The sequence below is a fragment of the Apibacter raozihei genome (assembly GCF_004014855.1).
Classification (GTDB): domain Bacteria; phylum Bacteroidota; class Bacteroidia; order Flavobacteriales; family Weeksellaceae; genus Apibacter; species Apibacter raozihei.
In genome coordinates this window covers 211,889-230,772 of the sequence record NZ_CP034930.1, presented here as the reverse complement: position 1 = coordinate 230,772, position 18,884 = coordinate 211,889, and the positions used below count along the sequence as shown (strand labels likewise).

Sequence of the window (18,884 nt, the reverse complement as noted above, 5' to 3'; positions counted from 1 at the left end):
TTAACCGGTGAGGACGGAGCGTAAAAAAAATGTCTGGTAGACATTTTTAGCGAACGAGCCAGTCTGTCGCGTTGGAGGCAAGGAGCCGCAACAGGTTTAGTGGTTAGTGGATTGAATCATACGTTTCATTCATCAGAACCTAAAGATAGCGAGTTGCTTATTTTTGATGATACAGAGAGAGTTTATGGGAATGGACACACTTCTATAGCAGGGGGGAATGATAAGCAAGGATGGGGGAGTATGTTTCTAGTGAAGGAAGAGTTGATACAAGTGGAAATTTTGTTACTGGAGGAGAGTCTGAAGTTACATCAGAAACGTTTAAAACAAAAAAAGATTTATTAAATAGTACTATTATTCAAAAAGGAGGATACAATAAAATGATTACAATAGGTAAATTGACTTATAGTAAGTTAATAAAGCAATGAAAGTTGCTTTAATTCAGGCGAAATCCTATTATCAGTTTGCAACTTCTAATTGTTTTCATGTGGTTGCAGCTGCAATGAGATCTATAGGTTTATATGATGGAGGAATTGGAACTTTCATTCCTAATAAAGGATTTTACAACATATATAATCATTATAACCCAAAACAATGGTATGAATAAAATAAAAATAATAAGCCTTGTGTTGGTTGTGTCTGCTATATTTATTTTTTTAATAATGAAATTACCTTTACTAGAAAATGATAGTAGATTATATACAGCCCAAGTTTCTGAATCAGTAAAAGAAGCCAAACATAATAGAGTGTTTGTTACAGAATATGATTTTTATCCTGAAACAATAGTTGTTAAGGGAAAAGAATATAAGATCGTAGAAATATGGTCGGAACAGAATTGGTTATATGAAGATAAAAGAAATGAAGGTAAAAGTTTTTGGAATCCAACATATACAAAGACAAAAACTGAAGATTTAACTATTACTAAAGATGAGGGAGTACAAATAGTTTTTTCTTTTAGTCCTTTTTTAAGTAATGGAGAATTAAATGTAAGTGATAAGGATACGATAAATTTAGAAACGAAATATCATTCTAATGGTTTTACTAGTAGTAATTTAAATATAAATTTAGAAGAAAGGGATATGAAAAAAGATACTCTTCAAATATATTTATTTACTTATAATAAATGGGGTAATGAATTTTTGACAGAATTAAAATTATTCAAGAAGTAATAAATTACTATTTTTTAACAATATTAATTGTAAATAAAATATTATTTCCGCAAGAATAGGATCAGGCTTTCATGTGGTATCTCAAGGGATGATCGTAGGAATTTCAGGAGGAGATGTGTTAAGCGGAATGTCCAGTGGAGGGATTTCCAGCTCGGTAGCCTCAGCCGTAGGATTGGGAGTTGTAGCAGCAGAAATTAATGGGTCTAAAACTTTTGGAACCCTGTTTTTTGGAACGTTAAGTGGAGGTTTCGGTTCCTCCTTAACCGGTGAGGGCGGAGCGTAAAGAAAATGTCTGGTAGACATTTTTAGCGAACGAGCCAGTCTGTCGCGTGGGGGCAGGGCGCCGAAACAGGCTTAATTGTAAGTGGATTGAATCATGTGACGCATGTAGATTCACCGGATAATGGATATGAAAAAGATGAGAATGGAGGATATAAGCAGATAAATAATAATGGAGGAGATAGTATGGATTATTTATATGAAAATGGGAAAGTTGTAGAATCCAGAGTTCCCTTTCAAACAGGAGGTGAGGTTTCCAAAAACAGAACCTATGGCGTTTTAGCCAATAAAGGAACCGGAGGATCTTTATATGATCCTAGCTGGGATATGTTTCAACTTTATATCGGATATGGTGAGATAAAAGGAGGGTTAGCACTTGCAAAAATGGGAATGACACTTGTACCTAAAGCCTCTTCTGGAATAAGAGCAATGCAAGTTGGAGAATTCGCTTCAAAAACGACTTTGAAGTCTTCAGTTTTTTTCTTTAAAATCCTCAAATATAATCAATCGAATTATTCATTAGGGGGTAAGTGGCTTACTATAATCGGTCCAAATGCCTCAACATTATCGACATTTTTAGGGAGAAATTCCATAATTATAGGTCCAATCCTATTTTATGATGGTAGTAGAAAAATTTATAAAAGAATTAGTTTTTAGAATATAAATAATGAGTAATAAAGTAATTTTATTTTTTTTTTTAAAAACAGGCATAAAAAATTTAAATGATACTACTAATATTGCTGATCCTAAATTTGGAATTATAGAATTGGATGCTGAGTATTTAATGGAATCATATTTTAAAAATTTTAAAATAAAATATAATAATTTTAATGTTTATAATTATTTTCAGGGTTTTCCCAATATAAATTGGAACTATTTTATAAATCAAATAGTAAAAAGAAAAAAATATGATTATCCTATAAAGCCACCTTTAACTATAGGGCATTTAATTAAAGTAGCAGAAAAAGGAGAATGGTTTGAACCGGAATAAAGTAATTTTTTTTGAGCCAGATTGTTGTGCATGAGAGGGAAGCTATTTACTATAAAAAAAAGGATATTTAAAATAGGAAAATAATGAAGAGATTATATAAAATTGCTATTATTTTGTTAGCTTTTAGTTCTTGTAAAAGTGATAAGATAAATGAAAAAATTCTGATAAAAAGGAGTAATGATTACTTTAACAAAAAAAAAGATAGATGTGCATAACTTTAAATGGAAATACTACATTAGATCTAATGAAAAGGTAGGATATAAACACTATGTTTTGAAATATTATAATGTGATAAATAATGATAGTTTGATTATTTGGTTTACCTTAGATGATGAAGCAGGCTATTTTGTAGAGGGGAATGATAATTTTTACAAATACGTAAGAAAAACAGAACAATAAGTTCTGTTTTTTATCTAAAAAAACTCCTACATTTTTATTAAAGAAGTCTTTTAAATTTTTCTTTGTAAATATTTTTCCCAAAAGTCTGAAGATGGTCTGTTTTTCAAGGTAAAAGAAAACCACTCTTTTCTTATAAAATGCTTACCTTTATAATTAGCGGGCAAGCATAGATAAAAAAATGAAAAAACAAGTTGGAAGATATTTTAAAAGTAGTTTATATATATTGGTTAATTGCAGTATCTATTTTATTGCATTTTTTATAATCAATAGTGCTATTGATTGGCATTCTTATACTGTTTTAGATAGCCTGGTTTATCCAGTATATATTTATATCATAGGTGCTTTTCTTAATATAGCATTTTTATTTTTTCTATTTAAAAAGGAAAAAATAGTGAAATATTTAATATTTATAAATGGTATAATTATAACAATACTTTTTTTAATATTAATTTATATTTATTAGTATTTTATGTGTATTCAAAAAAATAATAAATTATCAAATGGTTATGGATTCTAAAAAAATAATAAAAATATTTATATCATTAGTATTATATTTTACTATGATTTCTATAGCTATTGTCTTGTCAAAATACGTTTATTACAAACCATATAAAATAAGTGAAGGACATTATAGTATTTTTTCTCCAATACTTTATGCGAGAAAGCTAATAAATAGTATAAGTATCATTTATATGGTTTTTTATTTATGGAGAATTTTCATAAAAAAAGATTTTTTCTATCTAATAAACGTAGTACTAGTATGTATATTTTTATTTTGTGTAAATTATTTCATTTATAACTTAATTTGAAAATAGGTTTGTAATAAAGATTACAGATAGTTAAATTATTGATATAAAAGAAATTATGAAAAGGATAGTAATAAATATACTATTTATAATAGTAAGTAATATATTATTCATTTTTGTATTTCAAATAATGTACTCCATCTTAGCGGAAGGTATACATTATTTTAATTATAAGATAGGAGCAAGTCCACTGGTGACTTTAACTTGTTTAGACAGCGTTCCTCTCATTGTTATGATAGAAAGTATTTTATTTTTAGTTACTTCAAAGTGGTTATGTAAAAAGTCTAATAATAAAGCAATAGCGTATGCAATAAGGTTAAATTATTATTATTTTATTATTCTGTTTATATATTCAGTATATTTTTTAATTATCTCTTATTTAGAATTTTATGGAATAACTAATAGATTACCCTTATCATTATACAGTTTATAACTAGCAACATGATAGAAATGTAGCAGGCCGCCATGGTTTGTCTTAGGATATTATAGTAGGAGGATGTATTAAGCGGAATGTCCAGTGGAGGGATTTCCAGCTTGGTAGCCTCAGCCGTAGGGTTAGGAGGTGCAGCCGCAGGAATTAATGGATCGAAGACTTTTGGAACCCTGTTTTTTGGCACCTTGAGCGGAGGTTTCGGTTCCGCCTTAACCGATGAGGGCGGAGCGTAAAGAAAATGTCTGGTAGACATTTTTAGCGAACGAGCCAGTCTTTCGCATGGGAGGCAGGACGCTGCAACAGGTTTAGTTGATAATTTAGAGCATCAGGTTATTCAGAAAATGACATATCAATTCTTGAAAACAAATGGTTGGTTGGGTTTAGGTTTACGTGGACAAGAACTTTTAAGTAATATAAAAAATGTTTTCACAGATTCTGTTGAAGTAGGTTTATACGACAAAATAAAATTTTTAGGAAGCATAAAAATAAAATGACGTTACATAGTATAAAATATTTTATAATATTATTGATTTTTTTCTCATGTGATAAATATTATCAAAATGATAAGAAAAATATAGATGTAGAACTTCTGTATAATGAGAAAGATTCTCTAATTGTATTAAATATAAATAATTTATCTCAGGAAAATTATTTATATATGCCGTATTTTCAAGTAGGCTTTCCTAATCATTATCAAAAAGGATCAATTGTGAATGAAGATTTATTATTTATTAGTGATTGTCAACATTTGTTTATAAACAAGTTAGGGCAATATGATAGTCGCAATAATCCATGGGAAGAAGTAAATATGAAATTTGATTCATTAGTAAAAAATTTATATCATAAATCTGATTTATATCAAGAATACACTCAAAGTAATCAAAAGTTGGTATATTTGATTAATGCTAATTCAAAAGAAAAATTGACATACAAAATTATGAGAAACAATGTATGTGATGAAAAAATAAAAGTTAAAATAATTCTTTTTAATAGTTTTCATCAATATAAAATAAGTATTAAGAATGAGCAAAAAAAATTATATGAAAAACTCACTAAAACTAATTTTGGAAAATATAATATTTATGAAGATAAATTTAGTGGACATGATTTTATTGATATAATATATTGAAAAAATAATTAATGAAAATATAATATTTAATTCTCAAGTAAAACGATTTTGTTATAATAGTTTTTAATATAGGGAATTTACGTATAAAGAAGAATTTGAAAAAGTTTTTAGTAAATAGGACGAGTATAGAAAATAAAGTAATTGATTATTTTAAAAGAAAATTTAAAGGTTTTGTTAAAATTGATGAAAATACTATATTAAATAAATTGTATACTACCGAAGATGAAATATATTTTGAGCTTGTTGATTACTTTGAATATTTCAAAATAAAAATCAATGACTTCAATATACTAGATTACTTTTATCCGGAACTTACCTTAAATTTAAAAGACATATGGGCAAGACTCACAGGTAAAAATAAGCGTACTCCTATACCCCTTTTAACTATAGGGCATTTAATTAAAGTAGCAGAAAAAGGAGAATGGTTTGAACCGGAATAAAGTAAGATAAATTAAAACTAGAGAAACACATTTAAAAATATTTAACGATGAAAGTACAAGCACTTGCCTTAATGTTTGTTGTTGGATTAAGTCAGATTCAAGCACAGACATTGGAATTCAAAATTTCAGAAAAATAAAACTACGAGATAGATTTCTTTCCAGAACCGAAGTTCATCAACAAATGAAAAATAATGAAGCAGCATTAGAGAAATATAGTGATGGAAAAACGTTGAGAACACTGGGAGATATAACTTTTTTTGGGTAATAGCAATAGCTGCTGGAGGTTTTCTAATTGATACGTATGGTAATTCAGAATCTAACTCAAACGCTGAAACAACTACATCCGTTACAACAGCAATCATAGGAGGAACTTTTTTAGTAGCAACAATTCCTTTAAAAATAGTAGGTAAAAAGAAAATAAAAAAATCAGTTGAATTATATAATCAATCAATTGAAGATTATCAAGAGAAAACACCCGGAAGATATAAAGTATCTCTGATTTCTGACCGAAGAGGAACAAGAATACGAGTTTCGTTCTAAAAAATTAAAAGCCTTCTTATAAGAAGGCTTTTAATTTTTATGTGTGTAGAAGTTATATAATCAAAGGAATACCTGCCTTATCGCAAGCACTTCTCATATCCTCCGGCCATATGCTGGATTGTATTTCTCCAATATGAGCTTTTTGTAACAGGAACATGCACAGTCGAGATTGTCCGATTCCTCCACCGATAGAGAGGGGGAGCTCATTAGCAAGTAAACGTTGATGGAAATATAAATTTTTACGTTGGTTTTGTCCGGTGGCTTCCAATTGTCGTATCATAGCTTCAGTGTCTACCCGTATCCCCATAGAAGAAATTTCAAAAGCCTGTTTTAAAACATCATTCCATAAAATAATATCCCCGTTGAGTCCTTTCAATCCCAATTCAGAAACGGAGGTCCAGTCATCATAATCAGGTGAACGTAAATCATGAGGCTCACCGTTACTCAAACGATCTCCGATTCCGATAATAAATACAGCACCATATTTTTCAGCAATTTTGTTTTCCCTTTCTTTAGGCGAAAGAGTAGGATATAATTGCAACAATTCTTCCGAATGAATAAACTGAATGTTTTTAGGAAGACGAGGCTTTAGCTCCGGATACATTTCATAAGCCATATATTCTGTACGGCGGACAGCATCGTAAATATTGATTACGATTTCCTTTAAAAATGAAACGGTACGATCCTCAATACAAATCACACGTTCCCAGTCCCACTGATCAACATAAAGAGAATGAGTGTTATCCATTTCCTCATCCGCACGAATTGCGTTCATATCTGTGTAAATACCAAATCCTTCTTCGATTTGTAGATCGGCAAGAGTTAATCGTTTCCACTTTGCCAGTGAGTGGACAATTTCTGCTGGCTGATCTCCCAGGTCTTTAATCGGAAATGTCACGGCACGATCCAAACCCGTTAAGTCGTCATTGATTCCCGTACCCTTTAATACAAACAAAGGAGCCGTTACACGACGTAGATGCAGCTCAGAAGATAAATTAGACTGGAAAAAGTCTTTTATTTGTTTAATACCTAACTCGGTTTGTCTTAAGTTTAGGGAAGGTGTGTACCCCTCCGGTAGGATTAATTTGCTCATAAAATTATTTTAAATAGTTAAAAGATGTAAAGATAATAAATATTACGCACCATACTTAATCAGATAAATTTCAGATAGGGGAAATGAGAATTTTAATTAAATATTTTGTGTAATTTTATTTAGTTTTTTAAACAGTTAAAATTAGAAGAAAGACAAATTTTTGACAAATTCTATTTATCTCGAATACAGAAAAATAAAAATAAGTAAAGAATATAAAAAATTTTGAATCAGAATGTTAAAATGTTGATTTTTTTTTATACTTTTGCAATCCGAAAAAATTATAAATAGAACAAATGTCAGGAATTATTGGTAAAAAAATTGGCATGACCAGTTTGTTTGACGAGCAAGGTAAGAATATTCCTTGTACCGTTATAGAAGCGGGTCCATGTACAGTTTTACAGGTCAGAACCAAAGAGAAAGACGGATATAAAAGCTTTCAATTAGGTTTCGATGACAGAAGTGAAAAAAATGTAGGCAAAGCTCTACTAGGTCACTTCAAAAAGGCAGGATCAACACCAAAAAGAAAATTGGTGGAGTTTCATCATGGATTTGATGATTTGAAATTAGGAGATGTGGTAAAAGTAAATTTATTCTCTGAAGGAGAATACGTAGACGTAACCGGAACATCTAAAGGAAAAGGTTTTCAGGGGGTAGTTAAAAGACACGGATTTGGAGGTGTAATGCAAGCTACTCACGGACAGCACAACCGTTTAAGAGCACCAGGTTCTATTGGTGCAGGTTCAGACCCTTCACGAGTTTTCAAAGGAATGAGAATGGCTGGAAGAATGGGAGGTAATCAGGTTACTGTACAAAATCTAGAGGTAATAAAAGTGGACGAAGAAAAAAATCTTTTAGTAGTAAAAGGTGCAATTCCGGGGCCTAAAAATTCATATGTAATCGTAAGAAGATGGAATTAGTAGTACTAGATAAAAACGGAAAAGAAACAGGAAGAAAAGTTTCTTTAGACGAAACAATATTTGCTGTGGAGCCTAATCAACATGCGGTTTACCTTGAGGTAAAACAATTTTTGGCTGCACAGAGACAAGGAACTCATAAGTCCAAAGAAAGATCAGAATTAAGCGGTTCAACCCGTAAATTACACCGTCAGAAAGGAACCGGTGGTTCCAGAAAAGGGGATATCAAAAATCCTTTGTTCAAAGGTGGAGCAAGAGTATTCGGGCCAAGACCAAGAGATTACAGATTTAAATTAAACAAATCTTTAAAAAGGTTAGCTAAAAAATCAGTACTAAGCCAAAAAATAAAAACCAATAATCTTAAAGTAGTTGAAGATTTGAAATTCGAATCACCAAAAACTAAAGAGTTTATTCAGGTAATACAAAACTTAGGATTGGCTAACAAAAAGACTTTGTTTGTATTAGGAGAGGCTAACAAATTTGTATATTTGTCTTCTCGTAATTTGCAGGAAACTAAAGTGTTAGAATTTAATGCAGTAAGCAGTTATGACATTTTAAGAGCGAATGAAGTAGTTTTATTTGAAGGTTCAGTAGAAAAAATTCAAGAAAATTTAAGAAAGTAGAATTATGTCTGTACTAGTAAGACCTATTATATCAGAAAAAGCAAATGATGTCGCTGAAAAAAGAAATCGCTTTACATTTTTAGTAAATCCCAGAGCGAGCAAAGCAGAGATCAAACGTGCTGTAGAACAAGCCTATGGTGTACAAGTAACTGCAGTAAGGACCCTAATATCTGCCCCTGTAGTGAAAACTAAATACACAAAAACAGGGCTACAGGTAGCAAAATCGAATAAGTTAAAAAAAGCAATGGTTGACGTTAAAGAAGGTCAGGCCATTGATGTATTTGGAACTATATAATTATTTAAAGAATCATGTCGGTAAGAAAATTAAAACCTATCACCCCCGGACAAAGATTCAGAATTGTTAACAATTTTGAAGAAATTACTACTTCAAAACCTGAAAAATCTCTATTAAAAGGAGCAGGCAAATCAGGAGGTAGAAACAATACCGGAAAAATGACCATGCGTTATACCGGAGGTGGACACAAGAAACGATACAGAGATATCGATTTCAAAAGAAATAAGTTTGGAATTCCGGCTACTGTTAAATCAGTAGAATATGACCCAAACAGAACGGCATTTATCGCTTTATTGGTATATGCCGACGGAGAAAAACGCTACATTGTGGCTCCACATGGAATTAAAGTGGGGCAAAAAGTCGTTTCAGGAGAAACAGTAGCTCCTGAAATTGGAAACGCAATGAAATTGAAAAGCATACCTTTAGGTACTGTTATTTCCTGCATCGAACTTCGTCCTGGACAAGGAGCTAAAATGGCAAGAAGCGCGGGTACCAGTGCTCAGCTGATAGCAAGAGACGGGAAATATGCCGTTCTTAAAATGCCTTCAGGAGAAACTCGTATGATTTTAGTTGAATGTTTGGCTACCGTAGGATCTGTTTCCAACTCAGACCATCAGTTAATCGTATCTGGTAAAGCAGGTAGAAGCAGATGGTTAGGAAGAAGACCTAGAACAAGACCAGTAGCAATGAACCCTGTAGATCACCCAATGGGAGGTGGTGAAGGTAGATCAACCGGAGGACATCCAAGATCTAGAAACGGTAAGCCTGCAAAAGGATACAAGACTCGTTCTAAAAAGAAAGAATCGAATCGTTATATTTTACAAAAAAGAAAATAATCAGATATGGCACGTTCGTTAAAGAAAGGACCTTACATTCACTATAAATTAAGCAAAAAAGTTCAAACTAATGTTGAGTCAGGAAAGAAAGTCGTGATTAAAACTTGGTCTAGAGCATCTATGATTTCTCCGGATTTCGTAGGACAAACTTTCGCAGTACATAACGGTAAACAATTTGTTCCGGTATATGTAACTGAAAATATGGTTGGACATAAGCTAGGAGAGTTTTCTCCAACACGTGTGTTTAGAGGTCATGCAGGTAATAAAAATAAAGGAAATAGATAATAAGTAAGCAATGGGTAACAGAAAACAAAATAGTGCAGCTGCACGAAAAGAAGCCAATAAAGATTTGGTTATTGCTCGCTTGAATAATTGTCCTACTTCTCCAAGAAAGATGAGATTGGTTGCCGATATCATCAGAGGAGTTGATGTAGATAAAGCACTATATATTTTAAAATATTCCAAAAAAGAAGCTTCCAATAAATTAGAAAAACTTTTATTAAGCGCTATTGCTAACTGGCAGGTGAAAAATGAAGGAAAAGATATAGAAGAAGCTCAGCTTTATGTAAAAGAAATCTTTGTTGACGGAGGGACTATGCTGAAAAGAATGCGTCCGGCTCCTCAAGGAAGAGGGTATAGGATTAGAAAAAGATCTAATCACGTTACAATTATTCTTGGAAACAAAAACGAAGTAAATTAAGTATGGGACAAAAGACAAATCCAATAGGCAATAGATTAGGAATCATACGTGGATGGGATTCCAACTGGTATGGTGGAAAAAACTTTGGAGATAAAATAGCAGAAGATTACAAAATCAGAAGATATTTAGAAGCTCGTTTATCAAAAGCTGGTGTTTCCAGAATTTACATCGAAAGAACTCTTAAATTAGTAACTATCACTATAACAACTGCACGTCCCGGAATCATTATTGGTAAAGGAGGGCAGGAAGTAGATAAACTAAAAGAAGAGCTTAAGAAAATTACCAAAAAGGAAATTCAAATCAATATTTTTGAGATTAAAAGACCGGAACTGGATGCTAAATTAGTAGCTGAAAGCGTTGCACGTCAGATTGAAAATCGTATCTCTTATAGAAGAGCGGTTAAAATGGCGATAGCTTCAACTATGAGAATGAATGCAGAAGGAATCAAAATTATGATATCCGGACGTTTAAACGGAGCTGAGATGGCAAGATCTGAATCTTTTAAAGATGGAAGAATTCCATTATCTACTTTCCGTGCAGATATTGATTATTACATTGCTGAAGCTCATACTACCTATGGAAGATTAGGTGTGAAAGTATGGATTATGAAAGGCGAAGTATATGGCAAGAGAGAATTATCTCCGTTAGTAGGTCTTCAGAAAAAGACTCAGAAAAGAAAAGTTAAAGAAAGAAGATAAAATATCTTAGGTAATTATGTTACAACCAAAAAGAACAAAGTTCCGTAAAATGCAAAAAGGACGTATGAAAGGTCTTTCTCATAGAGGAAGCCAGTTAGCATACGGTACTTTCGGAATTAAAGCGTTAGATCCAGTATTTATTACTGCAAGACAAATAGAAGCAGCTCGTATTGCCGCGACCAGATATATGAAAAGAGAAGGTCAGTTATGGATTAAAATATTTCCGGATAAACCTATTACTAAAAAACCTGCAGAGGTTCGTATGGGTAAAGGAAAAGGAGCTGTAGAGTATTGGGTAGCCAGAGTATCACCAGGTAGAATCCTTTTCGAAGTAGGAGGAGTTCCTCACGATATTGCTAAAGAAGCATTACGCTTAGCTGCTCAGAAACTTCCGGTTAAAACTAAGTTTGTCGTTGCTAACGATTTTGTACAATCTTAATAAATAAAATCGATGAAAGCAGTAGATATTAAAAATTTAAGTCAGGAAGAAGTAAAAGCAAAATTAGCGGAAACAAAAGCTGAATATGCAAAACTTAGATTAGCACATAAAGTGTCTCCAATTGAAAATCCGATTCAATTAAGAGAGATGAGAAAAACAATAGCAAGGCTGTCAACAGCCCTTAGTAATTAAAATTATCCGAAAAGAAGTTAATTTCAACTATGGAAAGAAATTTAAGAAAAGAAAGAATCGGAGTAGTATCCAGCAGCAAAATGGATAAAACCATTGTTGTTAGTGAAACAACCAAAATGAAGCACCCTATGTATGGTAAGTTCGTTTTGAAAACGAAAAAGTATACAGCTCATGATGAAAAAAATGAGTGTAACGAAGGAGACACCGTACGTATTATGGAAACTCGTCCATTAAGTAAAAGAAAAAGATGGAGATTAGTAGAAATTTTAGAAAGAGCTAAATAATTAGGATATGTTACAGACAGAATCAAGATTAAAAGTTGCAGATAACACAGGAGCTAAAGAGGCTTTAGTTATCAAGGTATTAGGAGGCTCTAGAAGAAGATACGCATCCGTTGGTGATAAAATTGTTGTTACTATTAAAGATGCAACTCCATCAGGAAACGCAAAAAAAGGACAAGTATCCAAAGCAGTTATCGTAAGAACTAAAAAACCGGTACGAAGAAAAGACGGTTCATATATCAGTTTTGAAGACAATGCATGTGTATTGTTAAACGCTGCAGGAGAAATGAGAGGAACCCGTGTTTTTGGACCGGTTGCCAGAGAGTTAAGAGATAAAGAATATATGAAAATTATATCTTTAGCTCCTGAAGTATTATAAGCTAAATAAAAGAAAATGGCAAAAGTTAAAATTAAAAAAGGAGATAAAGTTCAGGTTCTTGCTGGAGCTTACAAAGGAAAGCAAGGACAGGTATTAGTAGTTTATCCTGAAAAAAATAAAGCAATTGTGGAAGGTGTTAATATTGTAAAAAAACACAAAAAGCCATCTGCTGAAAATCCTCAGGGAAGCATTGTTGAAAAAGAAGCTGCTATTCATATTTCTAACTTAGCTCTATTGGATCCTAAAACAGGAAAACCAACACGAGTGAGTTATAAAGTGGAAGGGGATAAAAAAGTTAGAGTTGCAGTAAAATCAGGACAAACAATTTAATTTAATTAGAAAGATTATGCAATATATAGCAAGACCCAAAAAATTATATAACGATAAAATTAAATCAGCTTTAAAAGAAGAATTTAGTTATACATCGATTATGCAGGTTCCTAAATTGGAAAAAATTGTTATTAGCCAAGGTTTAGGAGCAGCTACAGCAGATAAAAAAATCGTAGATTATGCAGTTGAAGAAATGTCTTTAATTGCTGGTCAAAAAGCGCTGGCATGTATATCTAAAAAAGACGAGGCTGGATTTAAACTAAGAAAAGGAATGCCAATTGGTGCTATGGTAACTTTGAGAGGTAATAAAATGTATGAATTCTTAGACCGATTAGTTTCATCAGCTTTACCTAGGGTTCGTGACTTTAACGGTATTAAATCCGAAGGTTTTGATGGAAGAGGAAACTATACATTAGGAATTACTGAACAAATTATCTTTCCTGAAATAAATATAGATAAAGTTAAGAAAATTCAGGGAATGGATATTACCTTTGTAACCAGTGCAAATACTGATAAAGAAGCGAAAGCATTATTAACCCATTTTGGTTTACCATTTAAAAAGAACTAATTCAGAACATGGCAAAAGAATCAATGAAAGCGCGTGAGCGCAAAAGAGAAGCACTTTCTGCTAAATATGCCGCTAAAAGAAAAGCTTTAAAAGAAGCAGGAGATTACGAAGCTCTTCAAAAACTTCCTAAAAATGCTTCCCCTGTTAGATTACACAACAGATGTAAACTTACGGGAAGACCTAGAGGATATATGAGAGTATTTGGGATTTCCAGAGTTACTTTTAGAGAAATGGCTAATGAAGGATTAATACCAGGAGTTAAAAAAGCAAGCTGGTAAAAAATAAATTATAAATTTTAAAAGTAGAATTAATTTCTATACTCTAAAATTAAACAATATGGTTACAGACCCAATCGCAGATTACTTAACACGAGTAAGAAATGCAATGATGGCAGGACACAAAGTTGTGGAAATACCTGCATCGAAAATTAAAAAAGAGATTACTAAAATTCTCTTTGATCAAGGATATATCCTTAACTATAAATTTGAAGAAGGAAGCGTACAAGGAGCTATTAAAATAGCTTTAAAATACGATAAGTCTACAAACCTTCCGGCTATCAAAAGAATAGAAAGAGCTTCAAAACCAGGTTTGAGAAAATATTCTGGTTCCAAAGAACTTCCGAGAGTATTAAATGGATTAGGTATCGCTATCATTTCTACATCTAAAGGTGTAATGACTGACAAAAAAGCACGTCAGGAAAATGTAGGAGGAGAGGTAATATGTTATGTTTATTAAAAAATTGAAGAAATGTCAAGAATAGGTAAAGCAATTATAAATATTCCTACAGGTGCTACAGTTGATTATAAAGATAACGTGGTTACAGTTAAAGGAAAAAATGGTGAACTAACCCAGGAACTTACAGGAGGGATTACTTTGAAAATAGAAGATGCTCAAATTACTGTAGAGCGTCCATCAGATAGTAAAGATCACAGATCTCTGCATGGATTGTACAGAGCGTTAATCCATAACATGATTGTAGGTGTTTCAGAAGGGTTTACTAAAAAATTAGAACTAGTTGGAGTAGGTTACAGAGCTTCAAATCAAGGGCAAAAATTAGAATTAGCCTTAGGTTTTTCTCACCTGATAGTTTTAGAACTTCCACAAGAAGTTAAATTAGAAACTTTAACAGAAAAAGGTAAAAATCCAATAATTACCTTATCTTCGCATGATAAACATTTATTAGGAATGGTTTGTGCTAAAATCAGATCTTTCCGTAAGCCTGAACCATACAAAGGTAAAGGGGTGAAATTTGTAGGAGAACAAATTAGAAGAAAAGCAGGTAAGTCTGCATAAAAAAAGTAAGTTATGGCATTAACTAAAAGAGAAAAAAGAATAAGAGTTAAAAGAAGAGTTCGTAAGAATATCTTTGGTACTGCTGCTAAACCACGTTTATCTGTTTACAGAAGCAACAAAGAAATTTACGCTCAACTTATAGATGATAATTCCGGCAAAACCTTGGCTTTTGCATCTTCGCTTGAGAAAGAAGTTGTCGGAGAAAATGGAACTAAAACTGAAATTTCTACCCTTGTAGGTAAAAGAATTGCTGAAAAAGCAAAATCTGCAGGAATTGAAACTGTAGTATTTGACAGAAACGGATTTATTTATCATGGTAGAATTAAAGCTTTAGCTGATGGTGCTAGAGAACAAGGTTTAAAATTTTAATAAATTAGATTATGTTAGAAGTAAAAAATATTGAAAGAGTAAAACCAGGTGGGTTAGAACTTGTAGACCGTTTAGTAGGTGTACAAAGAGTAACTAAAGTAACCAAAGGTGGACGAGCGTTCGGTTTTTCTGCTATAGTAGTAGTAGGAGATGAAAAAGGAGTAGTAGGATTTGGATTAGGTAAATCTAAAGAGGTAGCTAGCGCAATTTCCAAAGCTGTTGAAGATGCGAAAAAAAATCTGGTTAGAGTTCCGATTCTAAACGGATCACTTCCACATGAGCAAACAGCAAGATACGGAGGAGCTAATGTATTTATTCGTCCAGCTTCACACGGTACAGGACTTATTGCCGGTGGTGCAGTTCGTGCAGTATTAGAATCTGCAGGAGTAAAAGATGTACTTTCCAAATCTAAAGGATCTTCCAATCCTCACAATGTGGTTAAAGCTACAGTAAAAGCATTATTAAACCTTAGAAGTGCAGAAACTATTGCGCAACAAAGAGGAGTATCACTTTCTAAAGTATTTAAAGGATAAGAACATGGCAACGATAAAAATAACTTTAAAAAGAAGTTCAATAAAAAGACCTAAAAACCAAAAGTTAACATTAGAAGCTTTAGGTTTGACAAAGTTGAATAAATCCGTTGAACATGAAGCAACCCCGCAAATCTTAGGAATGGTTGCTGTCGTAAAACATTTAGTAACTGTTGAAGAATAATAAGATATGAATTTACATACTTTAAAGCCTGCACAAGGTTCAACACATAATAGTAAAAGACTAGGTAGAGGACAAGGAAGCGGTAAAGGAGGAACTTCTACCAAAGGACATAAAGGGGATAAATCTCGTTCAGGACATAAAGATAAAATAGGTTTTGAAGGTGGTCAGATGCCATTGCAAAGAAGACTTCCTAAATTTGGATTTAAAAATATCAATAGAAAGGAATATGTTGGCGTAAATCTGGATACTATCCAAAATTTGATTGATACTAAAAATATTTCTGGAGAAATTACGAAAGAAATATTGGTTCAGAATGGGTTAGCTTCTAAAAAAGATTTAGTGAAAATACTTGGTAGAGGAGAGTTAAAATCTTCAGTAACTATTACTGTAGATAAATATACAAAATCTGCGCAAGAAGCAATTGAAAAAGCTGGAGGAAAAGCTAACACCCTATAATAGAGCATGAAAGGATTTATACAGACAATAAAAAATATCTGGAGCATAAAGGAATTAAGAGATAAATTAATCTTTACTTTCACTCTTATATTAGTATACAGGTTCGGAACTCATGTTCCGTTACCTGCTATTAATATGGTGGAAGTAGATAATATTCTTGAAATTTATAAACAAAACGGAGGAAACCAGCAGGCCACAGGTTTATTAGGATTACTTTCTTCGTTTACAGGAGGAGCTTTTAGTAAGGCCTCCATATTTGCTTTGGGTATTATGCCTTATATCTCTGCTTCTATTGTGGTACAGCTAATGGGATTAGCAATTCCTTACATTCAGAAATTACAAAAGGAAGGAGAGAGTGGAAGAAAAACAGTTAATCAGATAACAAGGTGGTTAACTATTTTAATTTGTTTGATCCAGGCTCCGGCTTATCTAACTTCTATAACTCAGGTTTTTCTGCCTGTAGAACAATTCAGAAGTGCCTATTTAGTAGATCCTAATAGCGTATTTTTATTCTGGGTGCCAAGTATCATTATTTTGATTTCAGGTACTATTTTTGCCATGTGGATGGGTGAAAAAATTACTGACAAAGGAATAGGAAATGGTATTTCTATTCTTATTATGGTTGGTATTTTAGCAGGATTCCCTACGGCATTTGTACAAGAAGTTGGAGTACAAACTGGTTCCAGTGGTAATTTAGTTATGATATTGTTAGAGGTTATAGCTTGGCTATTGGTTATTGTTTTGTGTATTATGCTAACTGTAGCGGTTCGAAAAGTTCCTGTTCAGTACGTAAGTAGAACCAAGTCTGGTTCTATACGTTCCATAGCAAATGCAGCCAGACAATATATACCTTTAAAAGTAAATGCAGCAGGGGTTATGCCTATTATATTTGCACAGGCTTTGATGTTTATACCAGGTCTAATTGTTCGTTCAGAATCTACAACCAGTACATTTTGGGCAGGATTTAGTCAGGTATTTAGCTGGCAATATAATTTGTTGTTTGCTTTATTAATCATAATATTTACATTTTTTTATACGGCTATTACCATTCCTGTAAATCAGATGGCTGATGATTTAAAAAGAAATGGAGGTTTAATCCCTCGTGTAAAACCTGGTAAAGAAACGGCGGATTATTTAGATGATATATTATCTAAAATTACTCTACCGGGAGCTATTTATTTAGCCCTTATAGCAGTTCTTCCCGCAATAGTAAAAATGATAGGTCTTACAGCGACAGATCAATTTGCATTGTTTTTCGGTGGAACTTCATTATTGATTATGGTAGGAGTATTATTAGATACTGTACAGCAAATTAATACTTATTTATTAAATCATCATTATGATGGTTTAATGCAGTCAAGATTAAGTAGAAATCCGAACTAGTAAATGGCAAAACAGAAACATATAGAGCAAGACGGAACAATTATTGAAGCATTGTCTAACGCAATGTTCAGAGTTGAACTGGAGAATGGTCACATTTTAACTGCACATATTTCAGGTAAAATGAGAATGCATTATATTAAATTATTACCAGGTGATAGAGTTAGATTAGAAATGTCACCGTATGATTTATCAAAAGGAAGAATAACTTTCAGATATTAAAATTAGAAAGAAATGAAAATTAGAGCATCACTTAAAAAAAGAAGTGCAGATGACAAAGTGGTTAGACGAAAAGGTCGTCTATACATTATAAATAAAAAGAATCCTAAATTTAAACAAAGACAAGGTTAATACTATGGCTAGAATTTCCGGTGTAGATTTACCAAAAAATAAAAGAGGAGTTATCGGTCTTACCTATATTTATGGTATCGGTAAAAGTACTGCGGCTAAAGTTTTACAAGACGCAGGAATTAGCGAAGATAAAAAAGTTTCAGAATGGAATGATGACGAAATTAATGCCATCAGAAAATTTATATCTGAAAACGTAAAAGTTGAAGGAGAATTACGTTCTGAAATTCAGTTAAACATTAAACGATTAATGGATATCGGATGTCAGAGAGGTATAAGACATCGTTTAGGTTTACCTTTACGTGGGCAAAGAACTAAAAATAATTCACGTACTAGAAAAGGTAAGAGAAAAACTGTAGCTAATAAGAAAAAAGCCACTAAATAATAACTGAAACATGGCAAAAACAGCATCAAAAACTACTAAAAAAAGAAAAGTTAAGATTGAAGCAGTAGGAGAAGCTCACATTCAAGCCTCATTCAATAATATCATCATATCTTTAACCAATAAAAACGGTGAAGTAATTTCTTGGGCATCTGCAGGGAAAATGGGATTTAAAGGTTCCAAAAAGAATACTCCTTATGCAGCTCAAATGGCAGCTGAAAACTGCGCTCAGGTAGCTTACGAGTTAGGATTAAGAAGAGTTAAAGTTTATGTTAAAGGTCCTGGAGCTGGTAGAGAATCAGCTATACGTACTATCCATAATTCTGGAATTGAAGTGAGTGAAATCGTTGATGTTACTCCGATTCCTCACAATGGATGTAGACCTCCTAAAAGAAGAAGAGTTTAATATTA

The 18,884-nt window shown here is 32.4% G+C and carries 37 protein-coding genes; 36 read left to right on the top strand and 1 reads right to left on the bottom strand.

Going from position 1 to position 18,884, the window contains the following annotated elements; all coding sequences use genetic code 11:
* Positions 1 to 111: 111 nt before the first annotated feature.
* The 11 genes from EOV51_RS01155 (at position 112) to EOV51_RS01115 (ending at position 5,643) form a co-directional block, all read left to right on the top strand.
* Positions 112 to 342: a hypothetical protein gene (locus tag EOV51_RS01155; RefSeq protein WP_128149010.1), complete on the top strand. Its 231-nt coding sequence runs from the start codon at positions 112 to 114 to the stop codon at positions 340 to 342.
* 79 nt (positions 343 to 421) lie between these two features.
* Positions 422 to 604: a hypothetical protein gene (locus tag EOV51_RS01150; protein WP_128149008.1), complete on the top strand. Its 183-nt coding sequence runs from the start codon at positions 422 to 424 to the stop codon at positions 602 to 604.
* The gene (locus tag EOV51_RS01145; RefSeq protein WP_128149006.1) at positions 597 to 1,166 is read left to right on the top strand and encodes a hypothetical protein; all 570 of its coding nucleotides are present in this window, start codon (positions 597 to 599) and stop codon (positions 1,164 to 1,166) included. The genes EOV51_RS01150 and EOV51_RS01145 overlap by 8 nt, the downstream gene beginning before the upstream one ends.
* A gap of 73 nt (positions 1,167 to 1,239) precedes the next feature.
* Positions 1,240 to 1,449 carry a hypothetical protein gene (locus tag EOV51_RS01140; RefSeq protein WP_128149004.1) on the top strand — a complete coding sequence of 70 codons (210 nt, stop codon included), beginning with the start codon at positions 1,240 to 1,242 and terminating at the stop codon, positions 1,447 to 1,449.
* A gap of 86 nt (positions 1,450 to 1,535) precedes the next feature.
* Positions 1,536 to 2,102, top strand: a complete 567-nt coding sequence (locus EOV51_RS01135) for a hypothetical protein (protein WP_128149002.1) — start codon at positions 1,536 to 1,538, stop codon at positions 2,100 to 2,102.
* A gap of 10 nt (positions 2,103 to 2,112) precedes the next feature.
* Positions 2,113 to 2,436 carry a DUF1493 family protein gene (locus EOV51_RS01130; protein ID WP_128149000.1) on the top strand — a complete coding sequence of 108 codons (324 nt, stop codon included), beginning with the start codon at positions 2,113 to 2,115 and terminating at the stop codon, positions 2,434 to 2,436.
* A 177-nt stretch (positions 2,437 to 2,613) separates the two neighbouring features.
* The gene (locus EOV51_RS01125) at positions 2,614 to 2,835 is read left to right on the top strand and encodes a hypothetical protein (protein WP_128148998.1); all 222 of its coding nucleotides are present in this window, start codon (positions 2,614 to 2,616) and stop codon (positions 2,833 to 2,835) included.
* A gap of 1,316 nt (positions 2,836 to 4,151) precedes the next feature.
* The gene (locus tag EOV51_RS14600; RefSeq protein WP_164875219.1) at positions 4,152 to 4,307 is read left to right on the top strand and encodes a hypothetical protein; all 156 of its coding nucleotides are present in this window, start codon (positions 4,152 to 4,154) and stop codon (positions 4,305 to 4,307) included.
* A gap of 108 nt (positions 4,308 to 4,415) precedes the next feature.
* Positions 4,416 to 4,568 carry a hypothetical protein gene (locus tag EOV51_RS14595; RefSeq protein ID WP_164875218.1) on the top strand — a complete coding sequence of 51 codons (153 nt, stop codon included), beginning with the start codon at positions 4,416 to 4,418 and terminating at the stop codon, positions 4,566 to 4,568.
* 32 nt (positions 4,569 to 4,600) lie between these two features.
* The gene (locus EOV51_RS01120; protein ID WP_128148996.1) at positions 4,601 to 5,203 is read left to right on the top strand and encodes a hypothetical protein; all 603 of its coding nucleotides are present in this window, start codon (positions 4,601 to 4,603) and stop codon (positions 5,201 to 5,203) included.
* A gap of 95 nt (positions 5,204 to 5,298) precedes the next feature.
* The gene (locus EOV51_RS01115) at positions 5,299 to 5,643 is read left to right on the top strand and encodes a DUF1493 family protein (RefSeq protein ID WP_164875217.1); all 345 of its coding nucleotides are present in this window, start codon (positions 5,299 to 5,301) and stop codon (positions 5,641 to 5,643) included.
* A gap of 592 nt (positions 5,644 to 6,235) precedes the next feature.
* Here the strand turns inward: EOV51_RS01115 and asnA are convergent.
* On the bottom strand, positions 6,236 to 7,276 hold the full coding sequence (gene asnA, locus EOV51_RS01110) for an aspartate--ammonia ligase (protein ID WP_128148992.1): 1,041 nt from the start codon (positions 7,274 to 7,276) through the stop codon (positions 6,236 to 6,238).
* Positions 7,277 to 7,569: 293 nt separating this feature from the next.
* On the opposite strand from asnA, the gene rplC reads away from it, so the two are divergent.
* The 25 genes from rplC to rpsK are packed head-to-tail and all read left to right on the top strand — an operon-like array spanning position 7,570 to position 18,879.
* The gene (rplC, locus tag EOV51_RS01105) at positions 7,570 to 8,193 is read left to right on the top strand and encodes a 50S ribosomal protein L3 (protein ID WP_128148990.1); all 624 of its coding nucleotides are present in this window, start codon (positions 7,570 to 7,572) and stop codon (positions 8,191 to 8,193) included.
* The gene (gene rplD / locus EOV51_RS01100) at positions 8,184 to 8,813 is read left to right on the top strand and encodes a 50S ribosomal protein L4 (RefSeq protein WP_128148988.1); all 630 of its coding nucleotides are present in this window, start codon (positions 8,184 to 8,186) and stop codon (positions 8,811 to 8,813) included. The genes rplC and rplD overlap by 10 nt, the downstream gene beginning before the upstream one ends.
* 4 nt (positions 8,814 to 8,817) lie before the next feature.
* Positions 8,818 to 9,108 (top strand): 50S ribosomal protein L23, encoded by a 291-nt coding sequence (gene rplW, locus EOV51_RS01095; protein WP_128148986.1) that lies wholly within the window; start codon positions 8,818 to 8,820, stop codon positions 9,106 to 9,108.
* 14 nt (positions 9,109 to 9,122) lie between these two features.
* On the top strand, positions 9,123 to 9,944 hold the full coding sequence (gene rplB / locus EOV51_RS01090; RefSeq protein WP_128148984.1) for a 50S ribosomal protein L2: 822 nt from the start codon (positions 9,123 to 9,125) through the stop codon (positions 9,942 to 9,944).
* Positions 9,945 to 9,950: 6 nt separating this feature from the next.
* On the top strand, positions 9,951 to 10,229 hold the full coding sequence (rpsS, locus tag EOV51_RS01085; RefSeq protein WP_128148982.1) for a 30S ribosomal protein S19: 279 nt from the start codon (positions 9,951 to 9,953) through the stop codon (positions 10,227 to 10,229).
* A 10-nt stretch (positions 10,230 to 10,239) separates the two neighbouring features.
* Positions 10,240 to 10,644: a 50S ribosomal protein L22 gene (gene rplV, locus EOV51_RS01080; RefSeq protein WP_128148980.1), complete on the top strand. Its 405-nt coding sequence runs from the start codon at positions 10,240 to 10,242 to the stop codon at positions 10,642 to 10,644.
* 2 nt (positions 10,645 to 10,646) lie between these two features.
* Positions 10,647 to 11,342, top strand: a complete 696-nt coding sequence (rpsC, locus tag EOV51_RS01075; protein ID WP_128148978.1) for a 30S ribosomal protein S3 — start codon at positions 10,647 to 10,649, stop codon at positions 11,340 to 11,342.
* 16 nt (positions 11,343 to 11,358) lie between these two features.
* Positions 11,359 to 11,781: a 50S ribosomal protein L16 gene (gene rplP / locus EOV51_RS01070; RefSeq protein ID WP_128148976.1), complete on the top strand. Its 423-nt coding sequence runs from the start codon at positions 11,359 to 11,361 to the stop codon at positions 11,779 to 11,781.
* 12 nt (positions 11,782 to 11,793) lie between these two features.
* Entirely contained in the window at positions 11,794 to 11,973 is a 180-nt protein-coding gene (rpmC, locus tag EOV51_RS01065; RefSeq protein WP_128148974.1) for a 50S ribosomal protein L29, read from the top strand.
* 29 nt (positions 11,974 to 12,002) lie between these two features.
* Complete coding sequence (rpsQ, locus tag EOV51_RS01060) at positions 12,003 to 12,257, top strand: 30S ribosomal protein S17 (RefSeq protein ID WP_128148972.1); 255 nt, start codon at positions 12,003 to 12,005, stop codon at positions 12,255 to 12,257.
* A gap of 7 nt (positions 12,258 to 12,264) precedes the next feature.
* Positions 12,265 to 12,633, top strand: coding sequence for a 50S ribosomal protein L14 (gene rplN / locus EOV51_RS01055; protein ID WP_128148970.1), 369 nt, complete (start codon positions 12,265 to 12,267; stop codon positions 12,631 to 12,633).
* A 15-nt stretch (positions 12,634 to 12,648) separates the two neighbouring features.
* Positions 12,649 to 12,963: a 50S ribosomal protein L24 gene (gene rplX / locus EOV51_RS01050; protein ID WP_128148967.1), complete on the top strand. Its 315-nt coding sequence runs from the start codon at positions 12,649 to 12,651 to the stop codon at positions 12,961 to 12,963.
* 16 nt (positions 12,964 to 12,979) lie between these two features.
* Entirely contained in the window at positions 12,980 to 13,531 is a 552-nt protein-coding gene (gene rplE / locus EOV51_RS01045; RefSeq protein ID WP_128148965.1) for a 50S ribosomal protein L5, read from the top strand.
* Positions 13,532 to 13,539: 8 nt separating this feature from the next.
* Positions 13,540 to 13,809: a 30S ribosomal protein S14 gene (gene rpsN / locus EOV51_RS01040; protein ID WP_128148963.1), complete on the top strand. Its 270-nt coding sequence runs from the start codon at positions 13,540 to 13,542 to the stop codon at positions 13,807 to 13,809.
* 58 nt (positions 13,810 to 13,867) lie between these two features.
* On the top strand, positions 13,868 to 14,266 hold the full coding sequence (gene rpsH, locus EOV51_RS01035; protein ID WP_128148961.1) for a 30S ribosomal protein S8: 399 nt from the start codon (positions 13,868 to 13,870) through the stop codon (positions 14,264 to 14,266).
* 12 nt (positions 14,267 to 14,278) lie between these two features.
* Positions 14,279 to 14,824, top strand: a complete 546-nt coding sequence (gene rplF / locus EOV51_RS01030) for a 50S ribosomal protein L6 (protein WP_128148959.1) — start codon at positions 14,279 to 14,281, stop codon at positions 14,822 to 14,824.
* A gap of 12 nt (positions 14,825 to 14,836) precedes the next feature.
* On the top strand, positions 14,837 to 15,193 hold the full coding sequence (gene rplR, locus EOV51_RS01025; RefSeq protein WP_128148957.1) for a 50S ribosomal protein L18: 357 nt from the start codon (positions 14,837 to 14,839) through the stop codon (positions 15,191 to 15,193).
* A gap of 11 nt (positions 15,194 to 15,204) precedes the next feature.
* Positions 15,205 to 15,726 carry a 30S ribosomal protein S5 gene (gene rpsE / locus EOV51_RS01020; RefSeq protein ID WP_128148955.1) on the top strand — a complete coding sequence of 174 codons (522 nt, stop codon included), beginning with the start codon at positions 15,205 to 15,207 and terminating at the stop codon, positions 15,724 to 15,726.
* 4 nt (positions 15,727 to 15,730) lie between these two features.
* Positions 15,731 to 15,907: a 50S ribosomal protein L30 gene (gene rpmD / locus EOV51_RS01015; protein ID WP_221410477.1), complete on the top strand. Its 177-nt coding sequence runs from the start codon at positions 15,731 to 15,733 to the stop codon at positions 15,905 to 15,907.
* A gap of 6 nt (positions 15,908 to 15,913) precedes the next feature.
* Positions 15,914 to 16,363, top strand: a complete 450-nt coding sequence (gene rplO, locus EOV51_RS01010; RefSeq protein ID WP_128148951.1) for a 50S ribosomal protein L15 — start codon at positions 15,914 to 15,916, stop codon at positions 16,361 to 16,363.
* Between the two features lie 6 nt (positions 16,364 to 16,369).
* On the top strand, positions 16,370 to 17,746 hold the full coding sequence (gene secY, locus EOV51_RS01005) for a preprotein translocase subunit SecY (RefSeq protein ID WP_128148949.1): 1,377 nt from the start codon (positions 16,370 to 16,372) through the stop codon (positions 17,744 to 17,746).
* 3 nt (positions 17,747 to 17,749) lie between these two features.
* Positions 17,750 to 17,965, top strand: a complete 216-nt coding sequence (gene infA / locus EOV51_RS01000; protein WP_128148947.1) for a translation initiation factor IF-1 — start codon at positions 17,750 to 17,752, stop codon at positions 17,963 to 17,965.
* A 12-nt stretch (positions 17,966 to 17,977) separates the two neighbouring features.
* Positions 17,978 to 18,094, top strand: a complete 117-nt coding sequence (ykgO, locus tag EOV51_RS00995; protein WP_128148945.1) for a type B 50S ribosomal protein L36 — start codon at positions 17,978 to 17,980, stop codon at positions 18,092 to 18,094.
* Between the two features lie 4 nt (positions 18,095 to 18,098).
* On the top strand, positions 18,099 to 18,476 hold the full coding sequence (gene rpsM / locus EOV51_RS00990) for a 30S ribosomal protein S13 (RefSeq protein ID WP_128148943.1): 378 nt from the start codon (positions 18,099 to 18,101) through the stop codon (positions 18,474 to 18,476).
* A gap of 10 nt (positions 18,477 to 18,486) precedes the next feature.
* On the top strand, positions 18,487 to 18,879 hold the full coding sequence (gene rpsK / locus EOV51_RS00985; RefSeq protein WP_128148941.1) for a 30S ribosomal protein S11: 393 nt from the start codon (positions 18,487 to 18,489) through the stop codon (positions 18,877 to 18,879).
* Positions 18,880 to 18,884 lie beyond the last annotated feature (5 nt).

Coding starts and splice junctions, on each gene's coding strand:
- rplN (WP_128148970.1), top strand. CDS start 12,265: ATGTTACAGACAGAATCAAGATTAAAAGTTGCAGATAACACAGGAGCT.
- rplF (WP_128148959.1), top strand. CDS start 14,279: ATGTCAAGAATAGGTAAAGCAATTATAAATATTCCTACAGGTGCTACA.
- rpsE (WP_128148955.1), top strand. CDS start 15,205: ATGTTAGAAGTAAAAAATATTGAAAGAGTAAAACCAGGTGGGTTAGAA.
- rplV (WP_128148980.1), top strand. CDS start 10,240: ATGGGTAACAGAAAACAAAATAGTGCAGCTGCACGAAAAGAAGCCAAT.
- rplE (WP_128148965.1), top strand. CDS start 12,980: ATGCAATATATAGCAAGACCCAAAAAATTATATAACGATAAAATTAAA.
- rplC (WP_128148990.1), top strand. CDS start 7,570: ATGTCAGGAATTATTGGTAAAAAAATTGGCATGACCAGTTTGTTTGAC.
- rplB (WP_128148984.1), top strand. CDS start 9,123: ATGTCGGTAAGAAAATTAAAACCTATCACCCCCGGACAAAGATTCAGA.
- EOV51_RS01125 (WP_128148998.1), top strand. CDS start 2,614: ATGATTACTTTAACAAAAAAAAAGATAGATGTGCATAACTTTAAATGG.
- rplW (WP_128148986.1), top strand. CDS start 8,818: ATGTCTGTACTAGTAAGACCTATTATATCAGAAAAAGCAAATGATGTC.
- EOV51_RS01130 (WP_128149000.1), top strand. CDS start 2,113: ATGAGTAATAAAGTAATTTTATTTTTTTTTTTAAAAACAGGCATAAAA.
- infA (WP_128148947.1), top strand. CDS start 17,750: ATGGCAAAACAGAAACATATAGAGCAAGACGGAACAATTATTGAAGCA.
- EOV51_RS01150 (WP_128149008.1), top strand. CDS start 422: ATGAAAGTTGCTTTAATTCAGGCGAAATCCTATTATCAGTTTGCAACT.
- rplP (WP_128148976.1), top strand. CDS start 11,359: ATGTTACAACCAAAAAGAACAAAGTTCCGTAAAATGCAAAAAGGACGT.
- rplX (WP_128148967.1), top strand. CDS start 12,649: ATGGCAAAAGTTAAAATTAAAAAAGGAGATAAAGTTCAGGTTCTTGCT.
- rplO (WP_128148951.1), top strand. CDS start 15,914: ATGAATTTACATACTTTAAAGCCTGCACAAGGTTCAACACATAATAGT.
- rpsN (WP_128148963.1), top strand. CDS start 13,540: ATGGCAAAAGAATCAATGAAAGCGCGTGAGCGCAAAAGAGAAGCACTT.
- asnA (WP_128148992.1), bottom strand. CDS start 7,276: ATGAGCAAATTAATCCTACCGGAGGGGTACACACCTTCCCTAAACTTA.
- rpsC (WP_128148978.1), top strand. CDS start 10,647: ATGGGACAAAAGACAAATCCAATAGGCAATAGATTAGGAATCATACGT.
- EOV51_RS01145 (WP_128149006.1), top strand. CDS start 597: ATGAATAAAATAAAAATAATAAGCCTTGTGTTGGTTGTGTCTGCTATA.
- rpsS (WP_128148982.1), top strand. CDS start 9,951: ATGGCACGTTCGTTAAAGAAAGGACCTTACATTCACTATAAATTAAGC.
- rpmD (WP_221410477.1), top strand. CDS start 15,731: ATGGCAACGATAAAAATAACTTTAAAAAGAAGTTCAATAAAAAGACCT.
- EOV51_RS14595 (WP_164875218.1), top strand. CDS start 4,416: ATGACATATCAATTCTTGAAAACAAATGGTTGGTTGGGTTTAGGTTTA.
- rpsH (WP_128148961.1), top strand. CDS start 13,868: ATGGTTACAGACCCAATCGCAGATTACTTAACACGAGTAAGAAATGCA.
- EOV51_RS14600 (WP_164875219.1), top strand. CDS start 4,152: ATGTCCAGTGGAGGGATTTCCAGCTTGGTAGCCTCAGCCGTAGGGTTA.
- ykgO (WP_128148945.1), top strand. CDS start 17,978: ATGAAAATTAGAGCATCACTTAAAAAAAGAAGTGCAGATGACAAAGTG.
- rpsK (WP_128148941.1), top strand. CDS start 18,487: ATGGCAAAAACAGCATCAAAAACTACTAAAAAAAGAAAAGTTAAGATT.
- rpmC (WP_128148974.1), top strand. CDS start 11,794: ATGAAAGCAGTAGATATTAAAAATTTAAGTCAGGAAGAAGTAAAAGCA.
- rplR (WP_128148957.1), top strand. CDS start 14,837: ATGGCATTAACTAAAAGAGAAAAAAGAATAAGAGTTAAAAGAAGAGTT.
- rplD (WP_128148988.1), top strand. CDS start 8,184: ATGGAATTAGTAGTACTAGATAAAAACGGAAAAGAAACAGGAAGAAAA.
- secY (WP_128148949.1), top strand. CDS start 16,370: ATGAAAGGATTTATACAGACAATAAAAAATATCTGGAGCATAAAGGAA.
- rpsQ (WP_128148972.1), top strand. CDS start 12,003: ATGGAAAGAAATTTAAGAAAAGAAAGAATCGGAGTAGTATCCAGCAGC.
- rpsM (WP_128148943.1), top strand. CDS start 18,099: ATGGCTAGAATTTCCGGTGTAGATTTACCAAAAAATAAAAGAGGAGTT.